A 14,271-nucleotide genomic window follows, 5' to 3' on the forward strand; every position below is an offset into this window, starting at 1 on the left:
CGCCGCGCCCTTTTAGCCAAGCCCGCGCTGGAGATATTCGATGGATCCTGCCGTTTTCGAAGAATGGATGATGACCGGTCTGGTCACGATCCTGATCATTTTCATGGGTTTCATCGTCTGGGATCTGGCGAAAAAGTCCAAGGCCGGGCGCTTTGGCTCGTTCATTCTGTTTTTCGTGCTGGGCTTGGGCGTGGCGGCGTTCATCATCAAGAGCGTGGTGATCGGCCTGATCGAATCCGGCACTTTATAAGCGCGCCGGTACTTCTTTCCACTGTCCCTGATCGAGCCCTTCGATCGTCCAGTCGCCGATCCTGACTCGCACCAGGCGCAAGGTCGGCAACCCGACCGCAGCGGTCATGCGCCGCACCTGCCGGTTGCGCCCTTCGCGAATCACCAACTCCAGCCAGCTGGTCGGCACGCTTTTACGAAAGCGAACCGGCGGATTGCGCGGCCACAGCTCAGGCTCGTCCAGTTGCCGCGCCTCGGCGGGCAAGGTCATGCCGTCATTCAATTCGACGCCGTCGCGCAAGCGCTGCAACTGTTCGGTGTTCGGTTCGCCCTCGACCTGCACCCAATAGGTCTTGGCCAGCTTGTGTTTCGGGTCGGCGATCCGCGCCTGTAGCTGGCCGTCGTTGGTCAGCAGCAACAAGCCTTCGCTGTCGCGGTCCAGCCGTCCGGCCGGATAGATTCCCGCTACATCGATGTAATCCTTGAGGGTCGCGCGCCCGTCGCCGTCGCTGAATTGCGTCAGCACATCGAAAGGTTTGTTGAACAGGATCAGCTTCGGCTCGGCTGGTGGCGCCTTGGCGACACGGCGCGGGGCTGATGGGGATGGTTTCGCGCCGGGGCGACGGGAAGGTGGACGAGATGGACGCGACATGGGCAAAACAACATCTAACGGTCAGGGCTGCTAATGCTAGTGCCCTGACCGCCAAATGACCATGACAAACCGTTAGCGGAACGGCGGCTCGTCGAAGCTGCGCAGTTTGCGCGAGTGCAGCGAGTTGAGTTCGGTGCGCAACAGATCCACCGCCTCGATACCGATCTTCAGGTGCTGGCTGACCGCGCGCTCATAGAAAGCGTTGGCCGAGCCCGGCAACTTGATTTCGCTGTGCAGCGGCTTGTCCGAGACGCACAGCAACGTGCCGTACGGCACTCGCAAGCGATAACCCTGCGCGGCAATGGTGCCGCTTTCCATGTCCACCGCCACGGCGCGGGACAGGTTGATCAGCGGCCGTTCCTGCGCCCAGCGCAGCTCCCAGTTACGGTCGTCGTAGGTCAGCACGGTGCCGGTACGCAGGCGTTTCTTCAGTTCGTCGCCCTTCTCGCCGGTGACGTTGGCCGCCGCTTGCTGAAGCGCGAGCTGCACTTCGGCCAACGCCGGAATCGGAATGTTCGGCGGCACCACCCGGTCGAGAATTCCGTCGCGACGCATGTAGGCGTGGGCCAGCACGTAGTCGCCAATGGTCTGCGACTGACGCAGGCCGCCGCAGTGACCGATCATCAGCCAGCAGTGCGGGCGCAGCACGGCCAGGTGGTCGGTGATGTTCTTGGCGTTGGACGGGCCGACACCGATGTTGACCAGGGTCACGCCGTGGCCATCGCTGGCGATCAGGTGATAGGCCGGCATCTGGTAGCGGTGCCAGACCACCCCGGCGGCAATCGCCGAGGCTTCGCCGTGATCCATGCTCTTTTCGATGATCACGTTGCCCGGCAGCACCATGCGCACGAAACGCGGGTCGTTGCGCAGTTGCTCCAGACCATGGACGATGAACTGATCGACGTAGCGGTGATAGTTGGTCAGCAGAATCCACGGCTGCACATGCCGCCAGTCGCTGCCGGTGTAATGCACCAGTCGGCGCAGGGAGAAATCCACTCGCGCGGCATCGAACAGCGCCAACGGCAGCGGATCGGTGTTTTCCCAATCGTACAGACCGTCGGCAATGCCGTCGGTCGCCGCCGACAGGTCGGTACTCGGGAACACCCGCGCCAGCACGGGGGCAGTGACACCGGAACCCGCCAGCTCATCACCCTGCTCGACCACATACGGATACGGGATGTTCTGCTGGCTGACACCGACTTCCACGGTCACGGTGAAGTCGTGCATCAGCGGAACGAGCTGTTCCAGCAGGTACTTACGGAAAGCCGAGGGATGGGTGACGGTGACGCTGTAGGTGCCCGGCAGCTGAACCTTGGCGTAGGCACGGGTGGTCTGCGGGACTTCGCCCTGGCAGTGATAGGTCAGGCGCAATTCGGGATAGCGGAACATCGAGCGCTGTTCTGCATCGGGCTCGACGCGATCCTTGAGGTAGCGCTTGAGCGCCTGGCTCAACGCGGTGGTTGCACGATTGTGCAAGAGTGCAAGCCGATCCACGGCTTGCTCGGCGGTTTGAACGACAATAAAAGCTTCGGTCACGATCAGCATCCTGTGTTCTGACTTGCAGACCTTCATCTTGCCTGCATCGTCGCTTCACGGGAACAGTGGCATTGACTGTGTACAGAGAACAACTGTGGGAGCGAGCTTGCTCGCGATAGCGGCGCATCAGTCAACATCACTGTTGAATGTTGATCCGTCATCGCGAGCAAGCTCGCTCCCACAGGAGTTTACGGCGCTGACCAGAAGCCTTGAGGAGTCGAGCGCGCGACAATCGCTTCCACGTCCAGCCCTCGTGGTAACGCGCCATACACTCGGCCGCCGCCATCCAGGCGACTGGCAATAAACGCATCACTGACCACCGCATTCCCGGCTTCCAGCAACAGCTTGGCCTGCAGCCCCAGGGCAATGTCTTCAGTCAGTTGCCGGGCGCGGTACTGGATGTCGCTGGTGTCCTTGAAGGCCGCCTGCAATTGATGGATGTGCGCAGCCAGGCGCTTGTCGCCATGGCCATCGCCCAACTCGCTGAACAGCGCATCGAGCACGCCTGGTTCTTTCGACAGGGCACGCAGCACGTCGAGGCACTGCACATTACCGGAGCCTTCCCAGGTCGAATTCACCGGCGCCTCGCGGTAAAGCCGCGGCAGGATGCTGTCTTCGACATAACCCGCGCCGCCCATGCATTCGGCCGCTTCGTTGATCATCGCCGGCGCCCGTTTGCAGATCCAGTACTTGCCCACCGCCGTCACCAGGCGGGCGAATTTGGCTTCCTGCGAATCATCCAGATGATCCAGCGCCCGGCCCATGCGCAGGCTCAACGCCAGGGCCGCTTCGCTTTCCAGCGCCAGATCCGCCAGCACGTTCTGCATCAACGGCTGTTCGCTGAGCAGTTTGCCGCCAACCGATCGGTGAGCGCAGTGATGGCTGGCCTGGGTCAGCGCCTGACGCATCAGCGAACTGGAACCGACCATGCAATCGAAGCGGGTCATGGCGACCATTTCGATGATTGTCGGAACGCCACGGCCCTCTTCACCGACCATCCACGCCAGTGCTCCACGGAACTCCACTTCGCTGGAAGCGTTGGAGCAGTTGCCGAGCTTGTTCTTCAGGCGCTGGATATAGAACTGATTGCGCGTGTCGTCCGGACGATGGCGCGGCAACAGGAAACAGGTCAGGCCCTTGTCGGTCTGCGCCAGTGTCAGGAAGGCGTCGCACATCGGCGCCGAGCAAAACCACTTGTGCCCCACAAGTTCATAGGCCTGGCCCGGACCGCTGGCGCCGACCGGATAGGCCTTGGTGGTATTGGCCCGCACGTCGGTACCACCCTGCTTCTCGGTCATGGCCATGCCGATGGTGACTCCGGCCTTGTGGACCATGCCGACATTGCGCGGGTCGTATTCGGTGGCGAGGATTTTCGGCAGCCACTTTTGCGCCAGGTCCGGTTGCAGGCGCATGGCCGGAACGCTGGCGAAGGTCATGGTCAGCGGGCATCCACTGCCGGCCTCGGCCTGGCTGTGCAGATAGGTCATGGATGCGCGGGCGACATGGGCGCCGTCCTGCGGGTGCGCCCAGGGCAGCGAGGTCAGGCCATGTTCGACCGCCGTGCGCATTAATTGATGGTAGGCCGGATGAAACTCCACCAGATCAATGCGATGACCAAACCGGTCATGGCTGTTGAACACCGGCTTGTTCTGATTGGCCAGGAACCCGGCTTCCATCAACGGGCCACCGGCCAGCGCGCCATAGGCGTCGATCCGCGATTCGGCCCAACCGGCCCCGAAGCGCCGCGACCATTCCTGCAACGGCAAGTCGATGCGGTACAGGTTGGCGCCGTCCAGTGACGGTGGCTGGTTGGTGACTTCGTGGGTTTCGGCGAACTGATGCAGGTTCATGACAGGGCTCCTTTGGTCGGCCAAGGGACTTCAGTTAAGCACCGCCCCTCGGCCGATCAAAGTGTCATATACGCCTAACTGTCGGCGCTTTCGCCCTGTTGCGGGCAGAGCACACGGCGGTAGAGCGCGGCCTGCAAGTCTTCGAATTTCACCGGCTTGCTCAAGTGATCAATCACTGCGCCGGTCGGGCAGCGCTCACGGTCACCGCTCAGGGCGATCATGAACAACGGCAGCTCGGCATAACCGGGTAACGCGCGGATCCGGCAGCACACCGACTCACCGTCCGGCAGCGGCAACTGACAATCGACCAGCACCGCGTCAAACACTTCGCGCTGCAACAGATCGAGCGCGACATCGACGCTGTTGGCTGTACGTACGCGAAAGCCCAGCTTGAGCAACATGCCGCGCATCACCAACTGGCTGATGCTGTTGTCATCCACCAACAGCACGGCACAATCCTGGGGCAAGCGCAGGCGCGGAAAATCCCGGGTCATCAACGGCGTCACCGGACGTTCGGCCGCCGGCAACCCGACTTCCACATCCAGCTGAAACCGGCTGCCGCGCCCTGGCTCGGAGCGATGAGTCAGTCGCCCACCGAGCAATTCGACCAACTGTCGGCAAATCGCCAGGCCAACCCCCAGGCCACCGTATTCACGGGTCATCGAGCCATCGAGCTGGAAGAACCGTTGATACATCGTGGCCTCCCCTAAATCGGTGAAACCAATGCCCGTGTCGATCACCGCAAAGGTCAACGCCAGCCGGTCGGGCTCGATGGTCTTGCCGGTCACCCGTAGCGCCAGACCGCCGACCTTTGTGAATTTGATGGCGTTATCCAGCAGGCATTCTAGGCACTGCGCGATCTTGACGTTGTCGCCGAGCAAGCGATCCGGCACACCTGGCGCGACATCGACCTTGAAGTCCAGCGACTTGCTCGACGCGTTGCCCTCGAACTGCGTGCGCAGTGCCTCGACCACGCCACGCAAGCTGAAGGTGTCGGCCGAGGCCTTGAGTTTGCCGGCCTGCAATTCGGTGAGGGTGAGGATGCCGTTGACCATGCGCATCATGTCCCGCGCCGACCCCGAAGCCGTCTGCTGGTAGTACTCGAGTTCCGGGTCCATCTCGACCGTCTGCATCAGCTCCAGTGAACCGATCACACCATTCATGGGCGTGCGCAACTCGTGGGTCAGGGTGGCAAGGAACTCGTCCTTGAGCTTGTTACTGTGAGCCAGTTGCTGGTTGAGGACTTCAAGCTTCTGGCTGGCGTCGAACAGGGTTTGAGCCTGCTGCTCGCGCATGGCGTTGATGCGGTCGGCCAGCGCCAGGGACAGCAACGCCACTTCGATGGCCGAGCCGATCTGACTGGAATACATGGTCAGGAACACGTTCGGCAGGTATCCAAGCACCATCAGCGTATTGACGATGCCACCGAGTAAAAACGCCGACCAGGCAATGATGAAATACCGCGCCACCCGCAGGCCCCGCAGCCAGGCAAAGATCCCGGCGGCAAAAATCACCACGGTGAATGTCAGCGCCAGGGCCGTGGCCAGGCGCAAGGCCAGGGCATAGCTGGTCATCAATGACAGGCCGATCACCAGCGCACTGAAGGCAACCAGCGCCAGCAGCAAGCGGTCAAGCCAGCGACTGTGGGTAGCCATCTGCAGGAAACTGCGGGCGAACTGACTGCCGAACAGCCCCGCACAGCCGATGAAAAACGGCGTCGCAGCGTTGGCCCACCACGGATTGTCCGGCCAGAAATACTGCACGGCCGCACCGTTTACCGACAGCTGATACAAGCCGAACGAGGCGATATAAAAGATGTAGTAGAGGTAACTGGTGTCGCGCACGCTGAGGTAGATGAACAGGTTGTAGACCAGCATCCCCAGCAGTACGCCGTAGATCAGCCCCAGTACGTAGAGGCGCACGGGCTGCTCTTCGAGGTAGGCGGTGCTCGACCACAAGGTTACCGGCGCCTGGATCGAGCCTTCGCTTTGCAAGCGCATGAATACGGTTTCGGCCTGGTCCGGCTTGAACGTCAGGTCGAACAGATAGTTGTTCTGACGAATCTCGCGGCTGGCGAAGGGCAAGGCATCGCCGGTCTGCCTGACCAACTGATAGTTGCCGGCCGCATCGGGCAAATAGAGATCGAGATGATCGAGGGGCGGATAGGCCAGTTCCAGCAGCCAGGTCCTTTGCGCCGCCGGATTGGCTGGACGGTAATGCAGGTCGATTTTCAGCCAGAACACCGAACGCGAGTACCCGGCGTTAAGCGTATCTTTGTGGTGCGGTTTGAAGTTGCCGGCCGCCGCTTGCGCACGGATATCCGCGATGGTCGCCTGACCACCTGCGTCCTCATAGACCTGCAGGGTTCGGCCCAAGGGGAGGCTTTGAGTGAACTCATCGAACTCGACGGCGTTTGCCAGGAGGGGCAAACACAACAGCAACATCAGCAAATAGCGCATTGAAGCCCCAGCGTGGCCTGTCCGGTTCTGTCAGGAAGCCCCCCATTCCTTTTGAGCAGACGTAAAACCGGTATCACCTGTTATTGGTTTGGATCCACTCTAGCATAGCCGTTGATGGCCAATGAGAACCACAGAAATTTTTCCTACAAAGGCTCTAGAACGGGCGTTCCAGCAACACCAACGAACGATTATCAATGACAGGAATATCACTGTGGCGAGGGGGCTTGCCCCCGTTCGGCTGCGAAGCAGTCGTAAAACCAGCCGACTCGATGAACCTGACGGGTCACTGGGGCCGCTTCGCTGCCCAACGGGGGCAAGCCCCCTCGCCACAATGTATCGACCAAACACACTGCCACAACACCCGAAAAACAGGTTTGGTGGTAAGCTCGCGCACCATGAATATCTACAGCTCTCGCCCCGTTGTCCTCTGTCTCTCCGGCCACGACCCAAGTGGTGGCGCCGGCTTGCAGGCAGATATCGAAGCCCTGCTCGCACAGGGTTGCCATGCGGCTCCGGCCGTCACCGCCCTGACCGTGCAAGACACCGTCAATGTCACTGACTTCCGCGTCCTGGACCGTGAGTGGGTACTGGCCCAGGCCAATGCCGTGCTCAACGACTCCGAAGTCGCCGCCGTCAAACTGGGCATGCTCGGTTCCCTGGAAATGGTCGACACCGTGGTCGAACTGCTTTCGGCGCACCCGCACTTGCCGGTGGTCTGCGACCCGGTGCTGCGCGCCGGTGGCGGCGGACGCCTGGGTAAGGACGAAGTCGGCTACGCCATGCGCGAACGCCTGCTGCCCCTTTCGATCATTGCGACCCCCAACCTTCCCGAAGCCCGCATCCTCGCCGAACTGCCCGAAGGCACCGCGGACGAGTGCGCAGAAAAACTCCTGCCGTTCGTCAAACACCTGCTGATCACCGGCGGCCATGGCGACGAAACCGAAATCCACAATCGCCTGTACAGCCGTGACGGCCTGCGCGAAACCTTTACCTGCCAGCGTTTGCCGGGCAGTTATCACGGTTCCGGTTGCACCCTGGCCAGTGCGCTGGCCGGTCGTCTGGCCCAGGGCGAAAACCTCGCCAGCGCCGTGCAGACCGCGCTTAACTACACGTGGCGCACCCTGCGAGATGCCGAGCAGTTGGGCAAAGGCCAGTTCGTGCCGCGCCGTTTGCCACTGGATTTCTGTTCGTAACTTCTATTTGTAATGCGGTGAGGCTTGTCCGATGAAACTACGTGGCCTGTACGCCATTACCGACAGCCATTTGCTGGACGGTAAGCTGCTCAAGTACGTGGAGGCGGCGCTGGAAGGCGGCGTCACCTTGCTGCAATACCGCGACAAGAGCAGTGACGAAGCCCGTCGTCTGCGCGAAGCCGAAGCCTTGCGTGATTTATGCGAACGCTACAACACCCGGTTGATCATCAATGATGACGCTGAGTTGGCCGCACGCCTGAATGTCGGCGTGCACTTGGGTCAAACTGATGGTCCATTGTCTCCGACCCGCGCCCTGCTGGGTCGCGATGCAATCATCGGTTCGACCTGCCATGCGCAACTCGACCTCGCCGAACAGGCCGTCAAAGAAGGCGCCAGCTACGTCGCGTTCGGCCGCTTCTTCAATTCCAACACCAAACCCGGCGCCCCGACCTGCAGTCTCGACCTGCTCGACCAGGCACGCAGCAAACTGCACCTGCCGATCTGCGCGATCGGCGGCATCACCCTGGAAAACGCCGCGCCGCTGGTGGCCCATGGTGTCGACCTGCTGGCCGTGGTGCATGGCCTGTTTGGCGCCGAAAGCACGGCTGAAGTAACCCGCCGCGCCCGCGCATTCAATGAATTACTAAAAGTCTGAGAGCCCGATCATGTCTCGTTCCGAAACGCTGTTTGCCAATGCCCAGAAACACATTCCCGGTGGCGTGAACTCGCCGGTTCGCGCGTTCAAGAGCGTCGGCGGCACGCCACTGTTCTTCAAGCACGCCGAAGGCGCCTACGTCACCGACGAAGACGACAAGCGCTATGTGGATTACGTCGGTTCCTGGGGCCCGATGATTCTCGGCCACAGCCACCCGGACGTACTGGACGCGGTGCGTAAACAGCTTGAGCACGGCCTGTCCTACGGCGCCCCGACCGAGATGGAAACGCAGATGGCCGACCTGGTCTGCTCCCTCGTGCCGTCGATGGAAATGGTGCGCATGGTCAGCTCCGGCACCGAAGCGACCATGAGCGCCATTCGCCTGGCCCGTGGCTTCACCGGCCGCGACAGCATCATCAAGTTCGAAGGCTGCTACCACGGTCACTCCGACAGCCTGCTGGTCAAGGCCGGTTCCGGCGCACTGACCCAAGGCGTACCGAGCTCGGCCGGTGTACCGGCAGCGTTCGCCAAACACACCCTGACCCTGCCGTTCAACGACATCGACGCGGTAGAAACCATGCTCGCCGAAGTCGGCCAGGACGTGGCCTGCATCATCGTCGAGCCAGTGGCCGGCAACATGAACTGCGTGCCGCCGGCACCGGGTTTCCTCGAAGGCCTGCGGACCCTGTGCGACAAGCACGGCGTGGTGCTGATTTTCGACGAAGTGATGACCGGTTTCCGTGTCGCCCTCGGCGGTGCCCAGGCGTACTACGGCGTGACGCCTGACCTGACCACCTTCGGCAAGATCATCGGTGGCGGCATGCCGGTTGGCTGCTTCGGCGGCAAGCGCGAAATCATGCAGCGCATCGCCCCGCTGGGCCCGGTGTACCAGGCCGGTACGCTGTCCGGTAACCCGCTGGCGATGGCCGCCGGCCTGACCACCCTGCGCCTGATCAGCCGCCCGGGCTTCCACGCCGAGCTGACCGACTACACCTCTCGCCTGCTCGACGGCCTGCAACAGCGCGCCGATGCGGCCGGCATTCCGTTCGTGACCACCCAGGCCGGCGGCATGTTCGGCCTGTACTTCAGCGGTGCCGACGACATCGTCACCTTCGATGACGTCATGGCCAGCGACGCAGCCCTGTTCGGCCGCTTCTTCCACCTGATGCTCGAAGGTGGCGTGTATCTGGCACCGAGCGCATTCGAAGCCGGTTTCACTTCGATCGCCCACGGCGAAGCTGAACTGAAGCTGACCCTGGACGCCGCCGAGCGCGCCTTCGCGGCCTTGAAGTAACGTTCAAATGCTGACGCTGGCCCTTGCCAGCGTCAGCTTTCGCCTACGCTCCCACGATTTTTCCTACTCATCTGCTAATAATCCCCCGCAAAGTGGGCGATAAATTTCCCGTGCAGCAGAAAAACGAGTAAAGACTTTGTAAGGTTGGCCCTGCTTATTTCATAATGCGCGCTTATTGGATCCCTCGATGGGTCCGCGCGCCCTTCAGAGGTAAGTCGATTCCCATGAACCGCACCGGCCGCACCCTTGCACTGGGCTGCCTGTTGCTTCTTCAGCCCCTGCTCGCGCACGCACAAGCAGGCGGCAACTCGTTGTTAATCCCAGCGATGGGTCGCTGCACCCTCAATACCCAGCCGCAAGACCTGGAACAGGCGCTCGCCGCCTGCCAGAAAGCGTCGGAAGAAGGGGATGCGCAAGCGCAATACGAGTTGGGTGAGTTCTACTACGAAGGCAAAAACACGCCGCGCGACCTCAATCAAGCCCTGAGCTATTTCGAAAAAGCCTCGCTGCAAGGCCACGCCCAGGCACAATTCAAACTCGGCACCATGTTCTTCCACGGCGAAGGCGTGCCGGCCAATAACGTTCAGGCGTACATCCTGCTGAAGATGGCGGCGGTCAACGGCGCCGAAGAGGCCCTGGACACCGCCGACGAAGTCACCGAAAAGATGCCCCGCGAAGAACTGGAGCTTGCTACCCAGGTGCTCGGGCAAATCTTCCGTAAATACCTGATGGAATTGCAGAGCGCCGATGGGCGTACGCCGTTCGCGCCACTGCCCTGACTTCCGTGTTGTTCTGACTGGCCCAATCGCGAGCAAGCTCGCTCCCACATCCGACTGCATTCCCATATGAGAACTCGGTCAACTGTGGGAGCGAGCTTGCTCGCGATTGGGGGCGACCCGGTCTTGAGCCTTACTTCTCAGGCATCGGCATCGGAAACGGCATGACATTGCCGACCGCGCCACGGGCTTCGCTGATTTTCGGTGTTCCCATACGCTCGACTTCATCGATACGCACGATCGAATGCATCGGCACAAAACTGCGCACTACGCCTTCGAACTGAGCCTTGAGCTTTTCTTCGCTCGGATCGACGACCACTTGCGTGCGCTCGCCAAAGACGAACTCTTCCACTTCCAGAAAGCCCCACAGATCACTTTGATAGATCTGCTTGGCGTACATTTCGAACACCTGGCCCTGGTTGAGGAAAATCACCTTGTAGATTGGAGCTTCACGTTTGGTCATGGTGGGCGAAACACATCGGGGGATAAAAATGAGGGCGCGAACTATAGCATAGCCATCGGACGCGCAGCGGTAGGAACCTGGGTACATGTTCCCTATAATGCGCGGTTCTTTGAATCACGTGATGACTCTATTCCATGGCCAAGAAGCTTTACATCGAAACCCACGGTTGTCAGATGAACGAGTACGACAGCTCGCGCATGGTCGATCTGCTGGGCGAACATCAGGCCCTGGAAGTCACCGCTCGCGCTGAAGACGCCGACGTGATCCTGCTCAACACCTGCTCGATCCGCGAACGCGCCCAGGATCGTGTCTACTCCCAGCTCGGCCGCTGGCGCGAACTGAAGCTGGCCAACCCGGACATGGTGATCGCCGTCGGCGGTTGCGTGGCCAGCCAGGAAGGCGCGGCCATTCGCGATCGCGCACCGTACGTCGACGTTGTCTTCGGCCCGCAGACCCTGCACCGCCTGCCGGAAATGATCGACGCCGCGCGCATCAGCAAGCTGCCGCAAGTCGACGTCTCGTTCCCGGAAATCGAAAAGTTCGACCACTTGCCCGAGCCCCGCATCGACGGCCCGAGCGCTTACGTGTCGGTGATGGAAGGTTGCAGCAAGTACTGCACGTTCTGCGTGGTGCCCTACACCCGCGGTGAAGAGGTCAGCCGGCCGTTCGACGACGTGATTGCCGAGATCATTCACCTGGCCGAAAACGGCGTACGGGAAGTGACGCTGCTGGGGCAGAACGTCAACGGCTATCGCGGCCTCACCCATGACGGACGCCTGGCCGATCTGGCCGAGCTGATCCGCGTGGTCGCCGCGGTCGATGGCATCGACCGCATCCGCTACACCACGTCGCACCCGCTGGAGTTCTCCGACAGCCTGATCCAGGCCCACGCCGACGTGCCGGAGCTGGTCAAGCACCTGCACTTGCCGGTGCAATCGGGTTCGGACCGCATCCTCGCGGCGATGAAACGCAACCACACCGCGCTTGAATACAAATCCAAACTGCGCAAACTGCGCGCCGCCGTGCCGGGAATCTGCATCAGCTCGGACTTCATCGTCGGCTTCCCCGGCGAGACCGAGAAAGACTTCGAGCAGACCATGAAGCTGATTGCCGACGTCGGCTTCGACTTTTCCTACTCGTTCGTCTACAGCCAGCGCCCGGGCACACCGGCCGCCGATCTGGCCGACGACACTCCGGAAGAGCTGAAGAAAGAACGCCTGAATGCCCTGCAGCATCGCTTGAACCAGCAAGGTTTCGAGATCAGCCGACAAATGGTCGGCTCGATCCAGCGAATCCTAGTGACCGACTACTCGAAAAAGGACCCGGGCGAGCTCCAAGGCCGGACCGAGAATAATCGTATCGTCAACTTCCGCTGCGACAATCCGACCCTGATCGGCCAGTTCGCGGACGTGCACATCGATGCCGCGCAGCCGCACTCGCTGCGGGGCTCGCTGACCCAGTAACACTGCATTCCACTGTGGGAGCGAGCTTGCTCGCGATAGCGTCAGGCCAGACAACTCATATGTTGAATGTCAGGCCGTCATCGCGAGCAAGCTCGCTCCCACAGGGACTGCGTACGACGTTGGTTATTTAAGAGCTTTCGCACCCACGCCACTGGCGCTATCCTTGAACTCATCACCATTGCCCCAGGGCGGCTAAATACGACCTTGAACGCACCCATAGAACCACATCGTTTCATCCTCGAGCCTTTTGAAGCTCGCCGCTTCGCCAATCTGTGCGGGCAATTCGACGAGCATTTGCGCTTGATCGAACAGCGCCTGACCATCGAGATCCGCAATCGCGGAAACCAGTTCGAGCTGATCGGCGAACCCAAACACACCACCTCCGCGGAAAACCTCCTGCGCCGCCTGTACCGGGAAACCAAGGGTACCGAGCTGTCGCCGGACATGGTGCACCTGTTCCTGCAGGAATCGGCCGTCGAGCAGCTGGACAACCACTCCCCCGCCGAACCGTCCGTGGCCCTGCGCACCAAGAAAGGCATGATTCGCCCCCGTGGCTTGAATCAGCTGCGCTACGTGAAGGAAATCCTCGGTAACGATATCAACTTCGGCATCGGCCCGGCCGGTACCGGCAAGACCTATCTGGCCGTTGCCTGCGCGGTGGATGCACTGGAGCGCGAGCAGATTCGCCGCATCCTGCTGGTTCGTCCGGCGGTCGAAGCGGGTGAAAAACTCGGCTTCCTGCCCGGCGACCTGTCGCAAAAAATCGACCCGTACCTGCGCCCGCTCTACGACGCGCTCTACGAAATGCTCGGCTTCGAATACGTCGCCAAGCTGATCGAGCGCCAGGTGATCGAAGTCGCGCCGCTGGCCTACATGCGCGGCCGCACGCTGAACAACAGCTTCATCATTCTCGACGAAAGCCAGAACACCACGGTCGAGCAAATGAAGATGTTCCTGACCCGGATCGGCTTCGGCTCCACGGCCGTCATCACCGGGGACATCACCCAGGTCGACCTGCCACGCGGCACCAAGTCCGGCCTGCACCACGTGATTGAAGTGCTCAAGGATGTGCCGGGGATCAGCTTCACCCACTTCCAGCCCAAGGACGTCGTGCGCCATCCACTGGTACAGCGCATCGTCGAAGCCTATGAGCGCTTCGAAACCAAAGCGGCCGATGATGCCGCCGCCAAGGATAGCCGCCGCGATGCTTGAGCTTGACCTGCAAATCGCTACCGAAGCCTGCGCCCCCAGCGAGGCCGAGTTCCGCCAGTGGTGCGAACTGGCCCTGCGCCAGCGCACCGCCGACTCGGAGATGACCATTCGTCTGGTCGACGAAGCCGAAGGACGCGAGCTGAACCACACCTGGCGGCAAAAGGACTACGCAACTAACGTCTTGTCATTCCCGGCCGACGTGCCGGATGAGTTCCTCGACATCCCGCTGCTGGGCGATCTGGTGATCTGCGTGGCCGTGGTCGAGCGCGAAGCCGCTGAACAGGGCAAGGAGCTCAAGGCCCATTGGGCGCATCTGGTGATTCACGGCTGCTTGCATCTGCTTGGTTACGACCATATTGATGACGAAGAAGCCGAAGAAATGGAAGCACTGGAACGAACGTTGCTTGCAGAACTGGGCTTTCCCGATCCGTACGCGGACGACGAAACCGACGCATTCCCTACCGAAACAACAAAGGATTCAGAGTAATCG

General features: G+C 61.2%; 13 protein-coding genes. 8 read left to right on the forward strand and 5 right to left on the reverse strand.

Going from position 1 to position 14,271, the window contains the following annotated elements:
* Positions 1 to 40: 40 nt before the first annotated feature.
* Positions 41 to 250, forward strand: coding sequence for a DUF2788 domain-containing protein (locus AC1RP7_RS21765; protein WP_015096955.1), 210 nt, complete (start codon positions 41 to 43; stop codon positions 248 to 250).
* Here AC1RP7_RS21765 and AC1RP7_RS21770 read toward each other — a convergent pair.
* The 4 genes from AC1RP7_RS21770 to AC1RP7_RS21785 all read right to left on the reverse strand — a co-directional run bounded on the left by AC1RP7_RS21770 (position 245) and on the right by AC1RP7_RS21785 (position 6,725).
* Positions 245 to 880 (reverse strand): pseudouridine synthase, encoded by a 636-nt coding sequence (locus AC1RP7_RS21770; protein WP_493182793.1) that lies wholly within the window; start codon positions 878 to 880, stop codon positions 245 to 247. The two genes, AC1RP7_RS21765 and AC1RP7_RS21770, sit on opposite strands and share 6 nt — an antisense overlap.
* A gap of 72 nt (positions 881 to 952) precedes the next feature.
* The gene (gene amn / locus AC1RP7_RS21775; protein ID WP_191622263.1) at positions 953 to 2,452 is read right to left on the reverse strand and encodes an AMP nucleosidase; all 1,500 of its coding nucleotides are present in this window, start codon (positions 2,450 to 2,452) and stop codon (positions 953 to 955) included.
* Positions 2,453 to 2,604: 152 nt separating this feature from the next.
* The gene (locus tag AC1RP7_RS21780) at positions 2,605 to 4,266 is read right to left on the reverse strand and encodes an acyl-CoA dehydrogenase family protein (RefSeq protein ID WP_218497964.1); all 1,662 of its coding nucleotides are present in this window, start codon (positions 4,264 to 4,266) and stop codon (positions 2,605 to 2,607) included.
* Between the two features lie 74 nt (positions 4,267 to 4,340).
* Positions 4,341 to 6,725, reverse strand: coding sequence for a 7TM diverse intracellular signaling domain-containing protein (locus AC1RP7_RS21785; protein WP_429522130.1), 2,385 nt, complete (start codon positions 6,723 to 6,725; stop codon positions 4,341 to 4,343).
* Positions 6,726 to 7,120: 395 nt separating this feature from the next.
* On the opposite strand from AC1RP7_RS21785, the gene AC1RP7_RS21790 reads away from it, so the two are divergent.
* From AC1RP7_RS21790 to AC1RP7_RS21805, 4 genes are all read left to right on the forward strand, one after another.
* Positions 7,121 to 7,918 (forward strand): hydroxymethylpyrimidine/phosphomethylpyrimidine kinase, encoded by a 798-nt coding sequence (locus AC1RP7_RS21790; RefSeq protein ID WP_057713171.1) that lies wholly within the window; start codon positions 7,121 to 7,123, stop codon positions 7,916 to 7,918.
* A 31-nt stretch (positions 7,919 to 7,949) separates the two neighbouring features.
* Complete coding sequence (gene thiE / locus AC1RP7_RS21795) at positions 7,950 to 8,573, forward strand: thiamine phosphate synthase (protein ID WP_057713170.1); 624 nt, start codon at positions 7,950 to 7,952, stop codon at positions 8,571 to 8,573.
* A 10-nt stretch (positions 8,574 to 8,583) separates the two neighbouring features.
* Positions 8,584 to 9,867, forward strand: coding sequence for a glutamate-1-semialdehyde 2,1-aminomutase (gene hemL / locus AC1RP7_RS21800; protein WP_493182789.1), 1,284 nt, complete (start codon positions 8,584 to 8,586; stop codon positions 9,865 to 9,867).
* Between the two features lie 224 nt (positions 9,868 to 10,091).
* A complete protein-coding gene (locus AC1RP7_RS21805) occupies positions 10,092 to 10,646 on the forward strand; it encodes a tetratricopeptide repeat protein (RefSeq protein ID WP_057713169.1) in 555 nt (184 codons plus the stop codon).
* A gap of 130 nt (positions 10,647 to 10,776) precedes the next feature.
* Here the strand turns inward: AC1RP7_RS21805 and AC1RP7_RS21810 are convergent, their stop codons facing one another.
* Positions 10,777 to 11,106: a DUF1820 family protein gene (locus tag AC1RP7_RS21810; RefSeq protein WP_008052403.1), complete on the reverse strand. Its 330-nt coding sequence runs from the start codon at positions 11,104 to 11,106 to the stop codon at positions 10,777 to 10,779.
* A gap of 134 nt (positions 11,107 to 11,240) precedes the next feature.
* Between AC1RP7_RS21810 and miaB the strand changes: the two genes are divergently transcribed.
* The 3 genes from miaB to ybeY all read left to right on the forward strand — a co-directional run bounded on the left by miaB (position 11,241) and on the right by ybeY (position 14,268).
* Entirely contained in the window at positions 11,241 to 12,569 is a 1,329-nt protein-coding gene (gene miaB / locus AC1RP7_RS21815; protein WP_493182787.1) for a tRNA (N6-isopentenyl adenosine(37)-C2)-methylthiotransferase MiaB, read from the forward strand.
* Positions 12,570 to 12,773: 204 nt separating this feature from the next.
* On the forward strand, positions 12,774 to 13,781 hold the full coding sequence (locus tag AC1RP7_RS21820; protein WP_008022966.1) for a PhoH family protein: 1,008 nt from the start codon (positions 12,774 to 12,776) through the stop codon (positions 13,779 to 13,781).
* Complete coding sequence (ybeY, locus tag AC1RP7_RS21825; protein ID WP_057713168.1) at positions 13,774 to 14,268, forward strand: rRNA maturation RNase YbeY; 495 nt, start codon at positions 13,774 to 13,776, stop codon at positions 14,266 to 14,268. Before AC1RP7_RS21820 ends, ybeY begins: the two co-directional genes overlap by 8 nt.
* Positions 14,269 to 14,271 lie beyond the last annotated feature (3 nt).

The sequence above is a fragment of the Pseudomonas sp. GW822-FHT01E03 genome (assembly GCF_058802985.1).

Coding starts and splice junctions, on each gene's coding strand:
- miaB (WP_493182787.1), top strand. CDS start 11,241: ATGGCCAAGAAGCTTTACATCGAAACCCACGGTTGTCAGATGAACGAG.
- hemL (WP_493182789.1), top strand. CDS start 8,584: ATGTCTCGTTCCGAAACGCTGTTTGCCAATGCCCAGAAACACATTCCC.
- AC1RP7_RS21765 (WP_015096955.1), top strand. CDS start 41: ATGGATCCTGCCGTTTTCGAAGAATGGATGATGACCGGTCTGGTCACG.
- ybeY (WP_057713168.1), top strand. CDS start 13,774: ATGCTTGAGCTTGACCTGCAAATCGCTACCGAAGCCTGCGCCCCCAGC.
- AC1RP7_RS21785 (WP_429522130.1), bottom strand. CDS start 6,725: ATGCGCTATTTGCTGATGTTGCTGTTGTGTTTGCCCCTCCTGGCAAAC.
- amn (WP_191622263.1), bottom strand. CDS start 2,452: ATGAAGGTCTGCAAGTCAGAACACAGGATGCTGATCGTGACCGAAGCT.
- AC1RP7_RS21805 (WP_057713169.1), top strand. CDS start 10,092: ATGAACCGCACCGGCCGCACCCTTGCACTGGGCTGCCTGTTGCTTCTT.
- AC1RP7_RS21790 (WP_057713171.1), top strand. CDS start 7,121: ATGAATATCTACAGCTCTCGCCCCGTTGTCCTCTGTCTCTCCGGCCAC.
- thiE (WP_057713170.1), top strand. CDS start 7,950: ATGAAACTACGTGGCCTGTACGCCATTACCGACAGCCATTTGCTGGAC.
- AC1RP7_RS21770 (WP_493182793.1), bottom strand. CDS start 880: ATGTCGCGTCCATCTCGTCCACCTTCCCGTCGCCCCGGCGCGAAACCA.
- AC1RP7_RS21780 (WP_218497964.1), bottom strand. CDS start 4,266: ATGAACCTGCATCAGTTCGCCGAAACCCACGAAGTCACCAACCAGCCA.
- AC1RP7_RS21810 (WP_008052403.1), bottom strand. CDS start 11,106: ATGACCAAACGTGAAGCTCCAATCTACAAGGTGATTTTCCTCAACCAG.